The sequence below is a fragment of the Pseudomonas fluvialis genome, from assembly GCF_002835605.1.
Classification (GTDB): Bacteria; Pseudomonadota; Gammaproteobacteria; order Pseudomonadales; family Pseudomonadaceae; genus Aquipseudomonas; species Aquipseudomonas fluvialis.
Genome location: NZ_PIYS01000033.1, coordinates 1 through 6,013, shown reverse-complemented (window position 1 = coordinate 6,013; position 6,013 = coordinate 1). Strand labels below are relative to the sequence as shown.

General features: G+C 64.2%; 6 protein-coding genes. 1 reads left to right on the top strand and 5 read right to left on the bottom strand.

The window, feature by feature from the left end; genetic code table 11:
* Nucleotides 1-61: 61 nt before the first annotated feature.
* The 5 genes from trfA to mobQ all read right to left on the bottom strand — a co-directional run bounded on the left by trfA (nucleotide 62) and on the right by mobQ (nucleotide 4,583).
* On the bottom strand, nucleotides 62-982 hold the full coding sequence (trfA, locus tag CW360_RS16130) for a plasmid replication initiator TrfA (RefSeq protein WP_101194400.1): 921 nt from the start codon (nucleotides 980-982) through the stop codon (nucleotides 62-64).
* Nucleotides 963-1,166 carry a plasmid repression protein F gene (urfF, locus tag CW360_RS16125; RefSeq protein WP_101194399.1) on the bottom strand — a complete coding sequence of 68 codons (204 nt, stop codon included), beginning with the start codon at nucleotides 1,164-1,166 and terminating at the stop codon, nucleotides 963-965. The genes trfA and urfF overlap by 20 nt, the downstream gene beginning before the upstream one ends.
* Before the next feature lie 117 nt (nucleotides 1,167-1,283).
* Nucleotides 1,284-2,072, bottom strand: a complete 789-nt coding sequence (locus CW360_RS16120; protein ID WP_000503573.1) for an ANT(3'')-Ia family aminoglycoside nucleotidyltransferase AadA5 — start codon at nucleotides 2,070-2,072, stop codon at nucleotides 1,284-1,286.
* Nucleotides 2,073-2,141: 69 nt separating this feature from the next.
* Nucleotides 2,142-2,696 carry an AacA4 family aminoglycoside N(6')-acetyltransferase gene (locus CW360_RS16115; RefSeq protein WP_101194401.1) on the bottom strand — a complete coding sequence of 185 codons (555 nt, stop codon included), beginning with the start codon at nucleotides 2,694-2,696 and terminating at the stop codon, nucleotides 2,142-2,144.
* Between the two features lie 267 nt (nucleotides 2,697-2,963).
* Entirely contained in the window at nucleotides 2,964-4,583 is a 1,620-nt protein-coding gene (gene mobQ, locus CW360_RS16110) for a MobQ family relaxase (RefSeq protein WP_157825316.1), read from the bottom strand.
* Between the two features lie 184 nt (nucleotides 4,584-4,767).
* On the opposite strand from mobQ, the gene CW360_RS16105 reads away from it, so the two are divergent.
* On the top strand, nucleotides 4,768-5,145 hold the full coding sequence (locus CW360_RS16105; RefSeq protein WP_212633305.1) for a hypothetical protein: 378 nt from the start codon (nucleotides 4,768-4,770) through the stop codon (nucleotides 5,143-5,145).
* Nucleotides 5,146-6,013: the final 868 nt, after the last annotated feature.

Sequence of the window (6,013 nt, the reverse complement as noted above, 5' to 3'; positions counted from 1 at the left end):
TATCCGCTGGAACGGTATCGCGTATCCGCTGGAACGGTATCGCGTATCCGCTGGAACGGTATCAGCCGCGAGGCTTCCGGGGCTTGGCCGCCTTCTTGGCCAAGTGCCGCCGCTGCGCCCCTTGGGCCTTCTTCTCGATGTGCACGAGGTCGCCGCGAATCTCGTAGCTGAACCCCTCGCCGTGGGCCGCGCTAGCCTCGGCCACGGCATCCAGCGCCTTGCGCAGCTTCTGCCGCCCGCTGCTTGGGTTGTCGTTCTCGCTGCCTGCCAGCTTGAGCAGGGTTTCGACCTTGAACGGGAACGGCTTGGCGTGGCTGGCGTAGAAGCCGTGCAGCCACTGCGCGAGCTGGCTACCGTCCAGCGCATGACGCACGCCCCATTCCACCTGCGTGAACTGGTCGCCTGCGAACAGCGGGCGCAGCTTCTCGTCCAGCTCAATGACCCATTCCTGCGTTTCCTCGTCCTTGGCCGCGAAGCGAATCAGGCCGCCGATGTAGGTGTAGCGGCCCTGCTTGACCGTCACGGCATTGGCTACAAGCCGCTCGATGCGGTTGTGTAGCGTCGTCCGGTTCTTGCCCGTGTCGGTCTTGCCCATGAGCTTCAACAGGGCGTAGGACGTGACGCGGCACTGGCTGCCCAGCTCCTGAAGGCGCACGGCGTGCAGCACGCTCTCCCACACGTCGAGGTCGCCTTGGTCGAGGCGTTCGCCCTTGTAGCGGATCGTCACGCCATCGACGGCGGCGAGATCCTCGCCGTTGATGTACCGCCGCCGCCCCTTGGCAATCGCGCCGAACAGCGCAGACCGTAGAAAGCCGTTCGGCACCGCCCGGACAGGCTCCGGCCATAGCGGGAGCTGCACCACGTTTTTCGACAGGGGCGCACCCGGCAGAGGGTCGCGCTTCTCACGCTCGGCCCGCTGGCGGGCCTTCTCCTGCATCTCGCCCATGCGGGCTAGCAGGTCATCAAGTTTTTTCGTCGCCATGCTCCACCTCCTGCGGCCGCAACTGCTCCAGGAGCGCCATCACTTGGCCGGCCTCGCTGTCAGTCAGCCAAAAAGAACGCTGCCGCCGCCCCTGCGCCCTCTGGCGCTCGGCGTAGGCGGCTTGCCGCTTCGCGCCGGGTGACGCCAAGAGGTCGGCGGTCTTTTTGTCGTTCGCGTCCTTCATGGCCACAGCTCATCTTTCAGCGCATAGTTGAGCGGCGGGCGCAGCCCGTCCGCTTGAACGCCGAGTTAGGCATCAGATGCCCTCGGCGCGGGTCGATGCACTTTTCGCACATGCCGCTCAACGCAAGATTCTCTCAATCGTTGCTTTGGCATATCGAACGAACGCGGCCGTCTCTTCGACGCGCATTGCTAGGTCGTCGTCCTCGCTACCCAGGTACGCCGCGCGTGCCTTGCAGATGAGGGGCCGATGCTCGGCAGGCAAACGCTCCGATACCCATGCGGCAGCAACGTCCTTAGGAGCAATGAGACCAGTTGAAGCGCTGTACCAAATGCGAGCAAGAGCAAGAACGACGTTCCGCTCGTCACCCTTCCAATCCGACTCTGCATTCCACTGGGCAATAGTGTCGAAAAGCGCCTTGGAGAAATGCTCCTTCGGCACCGGCTCGAAAAACGTGGCTGCGGATGGGCCTAGAAGCGCAAGGCTGTGTTGCCTCGCCTTGGTCAGCAAAATCGCAAGATCGTGATCCAGAACGGCAGGCTCGAACGTTCCGGAAAGGATGTCGTGGCGGAGCCACTCACCGAACTGAAGCTCACGCCGCGCCGGATAGCGCCAAGGCACTACTTCGCTTCGAGCGACAACAGTTAGCTCCAGCGGTCGCCATGTTCCGCCATCGCCTGGCGGTGATGAGACTTTCAGCAAATCGAGCATTAGCGCCTGCCGGAGCGAATCGTTAGGTGCGGCGCTGACGGTCACGAGCAAGTCTATGTCGCTGTCCGGCTTCAGCCCTCCATCGATCGCAGATCCGAACAGGTGGATTGTGTCCAGTGTCGCAGCCAGATGGCGCTCGATCACCGCGCGAGCGTGGGACAGCTGCTTGAAAACTTGTGCAGGGAAAAATTCACCCATGATGCCTAACGTTTGACATGAGGGGCGGCCGAGGGCGATAGCCCTTGGACGTCCCCCTCGATGGAAGGGTTAGGCATCACTGCGCGCCCGCTCGAATGCCTGACGGGTTTGAACCATGTACACAGCTGGCCCATCTGGGGTGGCTATGGTTTCTTGCCTTTCAAACCCCGCCTTCTCGTAGCATCGAATCGCGCGCATGTTGCTCGGTGACGGGTCCGTTTGAATCTTGGTTACCTCAGGATCATTGAAAAGCAGTTCAACCAGCGCGCGAACTAGCTTGGTTCCCAGGCCCTTGTCCAGTTGCGAGGGATTTGCCAATAACTGGTCTATTCCGCGTACTCCTGGATCGGTTTCGTCTTCCCACCACCCGTCGCCGCCTCCGAGCGCTACGTACGACTGGGCATACCCAATCGGCTCTCCATTCAGCATTGCAATGTAGGGAGTGACGGACTCTTGCGCTAGAGCGCTTGGCAGGTACTGTTTCTGCACGTCAGCGAGTGTTGGGCGTTCTTCTTCTCCACCCCACCACTCGACGATATGAGGCCGATTTAGCCATTCATAGAGCATCGGGAGGTCTTGCTCGGTCATGAGGCGCAGTGTGACGAAACCGTTGCTCGTGCTCATGAGAATGGATTTTGTGATGCCTAACTTGCTGATGACAGCATTCAGGCCGTCGCGCTCGTCCTGGTCGAGTGCGTCTAGGCCACGGTCATACGCACCCAGCAGCGCGGCCATTTCGGCGGCAGTGATGCTCACGGTAACGGTGGCATCGCGGGCAATGTGCGAGTAGTCGGCTTTCCCGAAAAGGGCTTCAAGTGCGTCATTCATGCGGCTTCTCCTTTGTCAGTAGTGACATTATAGCAACCGTTTGGAGTGACGCAAGGATTATTTTTACCGCTCCATGCCGCGATCGTTGGCGCGGTACTGCTGCCGCTGCTCGGCCATCAGCTCGCGCACCTGCTCACGGCGCTGGCCGTCGCTCAGGATGCGGTCGAGGATGGCCGGGCGCATCTCCTTGGGCGCGGCGTTGTAGCCGTCGATCAGCGTCCGCAAGCCTTGCGGCGCGGCCTTCCATTGCTCGCCTCGGTCGCTCCAGCCGCTGGCCTTCGCTTCCCGCTTCGCGGCCATTGCCCGGAAGTCCTGCGGCACGGCTGCCCGCTCGCGCTCGGCCTTCTTCTCGGCCTGCTGGCGCTTCTGCTGCTCGAACTCCTGCCGCACCTTCTCCCGGCGCAGCTCCTCCAGCTCGGCCACCTTGGCAAGCGTCGGCGCCTGCTCGGCGCTGATGCGCTGATGCGCTTGGCTTCGCAGGTGCTGCACCTGCAAGCCTGCCTGCTCGATCTGCGGCCCCAGCTTCTGCCACTCGGCCCGGTTCGCTTCGCGCTGTTCCTCCAGCTCGCGCAGCTTGGCCGCGTGGACTATGCCCTTGTCGTTCAGCCACGCTTGCACCTTGTGCGCTTCGCGCCATGCCTGCGCCTGGTCGCGGGCGCGGGCTGAGGCGCTGCCCGCTTCGGTGTGCCGGTTCTGGAGCGCCTGGCGCTCGGCCTCGGCCCGCAAAACGGCGGGGTCACGCTCTACCAGGTCAAGCACACGCGGCGGGCGTAGCCGCCCGATCTCGTGGGCCAGCTCGGTGCTGTTCATGCGCTCGATGCGCTGGCGTTCGGCCTGCGCTTCGCGCTCCTGCTGCTGGGCGCGGTCGCGCTTGGCGGCCTCGATGTCGCCCGACAGGTCGATGATTGAACGGTCGGCGGCTTTCCCTTGGCGTTCCAACTCGCCCAGCGCCTTGGCGCGGGCCAGCCGCTCTAGCGCGTCCTGGTCGTGTTGCTGGCCCTTCCTGCTGCGTTCGCCGGTGCGCCGCTCGATGGCGCTGGCTGTTGGCCCAAGGTGGCGGGTCGGCTCGGCCTCTAGGCCGCGCTCGGCGTGGCTGCGGTGATCGACCTGGACGGCGTGGCCTGCCTCGCGTAGCCGCTCGTTTTGCAGCGTGGCGAACCGCTCGCGCCACTGCTTGACCAGCTCCTTGCCGGTTTTCTGGTCGTCCAGCTCGCGGGTTTTTTCGCCCAGGCCATCAGGCCCAAGGCGGCGGGTCGTCAGCAGGATATGGGCGTGGTGGTTGCGGTTGTCGCCCTCCTTGCCGGGGGCGTGAATCGCCACGTCTGCGGCCATGCCGTGACGGTTCACCAGCTCGCGGGTGAAGTCGTGCGCCAGCTTTTCCCGCTCTGCGGGGGAAAGCTCGGCGGGCAGGGCTATTTCAAACTCGCGGGCTACCGTGGAGTTTTTTCGCTTCTCGGCCTGCTCGGCGGCGTTCCAGAGTTGGGCGCGGTCGCGTGCCCACTCGGGGGCGTTGTCCGGCAGGATGACGGCGGCAGATTCCACGCCACCCTTGCGGGTGTAGTCGTGAATCTCGCCGGTTCGCTCGTCGGTGATCTTGCACCCAGCGCGATAGGCAGCGGCGGCGGTCGCACTGCGACCAGCCGAACGGCTGACGGTCTTAACGCTGAGGTGAAAGATTGCCACGGGCTGGCTCCGGCTGTTGGTTTTCCCCCCGAAGGGGCGCACGCAAACGAAGTTTGCATAAGTGCGCCCTTCGCTCTCGCTTCGGGGGTGTCGCTGCCGGGTATTCTACCCGTCTGCTCCGCAGCTAGTCACCCCTGAAACCGCTCGATAAAATGCAGCCATCGCCACCACTGGAGGAAACAACATGGCAAGCATCGACGAACGGATAGCCGCACTCGAAACCAAGCTGAAACAAGAGAAGGCCAAGAAGCAACAAATCGAAGCCCGCAAGCGGGCCGCACTCGCCAAGGTGTCCCGCCAGCAGGACACGCGCCGGAAAATCCTGGTCGGTGCTGCCATCCTCGCCAAAGTGGAGCGCGGCGAGTGGCCCAAAGACAAGCTGCTTGCCATGCTGGACGCTGCCCTAACCCGTGCCGATGACCGGGCGCTGTTTGACCTGCAACCGCCTGCCACTGAACCGGCATTTCTGGATGGTTCGGAACCTCTCGAACCGCCTACCCATGTGACCCTGCCAAAAAGCACCCCATTCACTGACCCAAAACACCCGGATTTCGGCCACTAACGCCGCATGCCTCCGGCGGCCCTGCCGGGGGCCACTCGCCGCCGTGAGGCTCGGGGGGCAGGGTGGCGGGCTTCACCCTTCGTCCTGCCCCCACTCGCACAGGCTGGGCCGCTCTGGTCGCGTCAAGGGTTCGCCCCGTCTGGCCCGTGTCCTCGCTGCGCTGCGGGCCGCGCCAGCCAGCCGGGGCCGCTTCGCGCCCTTGACCCGCCCGCCGCTAATACCGCCAGAAAGCCCGGAAACGGGCCTACAGCGCGTTTTCTTGCTCAACCCCTGCCGGATGTACCACCAAGGCCAAAAAACGCCGCTACGGGCCGTTTTAGCCTGTTGACGGCTGTTTGGCTGTCCGGCTGTTGGAGTGGAAGGGCTGTCAAGGGTGGAGGGGGTGGCTGGCGCGGCCCGCAGCGCAGCGAGGACACGGACCACCCCCGGAAAGCGCAGCGGCCCTTGACTGACCTGGAACGACCCACGCTCCCGGCAGGGGTGAAGGAAAGAAGGGCCGCAGGCCCGTATGCCCTACACCCCTGACGACAGAGGGCGACTCGTTCCCCCCGGAGGGGGGCGGAGGGGGGCGACGCAAGGCGAAGCCGCGCAGGCCGTAGGCCGTAGGGGGGCACATTGCGGCCCCCGCTGGGGGCCTCGATAGGGGGAAGGGGAGCCGCCGCGCAGCGGTGGGGGAACCCCGCAGGGGTGCCCCGTGCAGGGCACGCGATGATTAAAAAAGGATTAAAACCGGATTAGCTTGGTTTTCGCCAAAGGCTGAAACCCAATGCTGGCGCGGGTTTGCGGCCTGTTTGGCCTGTGGATAGCGTATCCGCTGGAACGGTATCGCGTATCCGCTGGAACGGTATCGCGTATCCGCTGGAACGGT

Excerpts from the sequence above, each read along its gene's own strand:
- trfA (WP_101194400.1), bottom strand. The coding sequence starts at position 982 with ATGGCGACGAAAAAACTTGATGACCTGCTAGCCCGCATGGGCGAGATG.
- urfF (WP_101194399.1), bottom strand. The coding sequence starts at position 1,166 with ATGAAGGACGCGAACGACAAAAAGACCGCCGACCTCTTGGCGTCACCC.
- CW360_RS16120 (WP_000503573.1), bottom strand. The coding sequence starts at position 2,072 with ATGGGTGAATTTTTCCCTGCACAAGTTTTCAAGCAGCTGTCCCACGCT.
- CW360_RS16115 (WP_101194401.1), bottom strand. The coding sequence starts at position 2,696 with ATGAGCACGAGCAACGGTTTCGTCACACTGCGCCTCATGACCGAGCAA.
- CW360_RS16105 (WP_212633305.1), top strand. The coding sequence starts at position 4,768 with ATGGCAAGCATCGACGAACGGATAGCCGCACTCGAAACCAAGCTGAAA.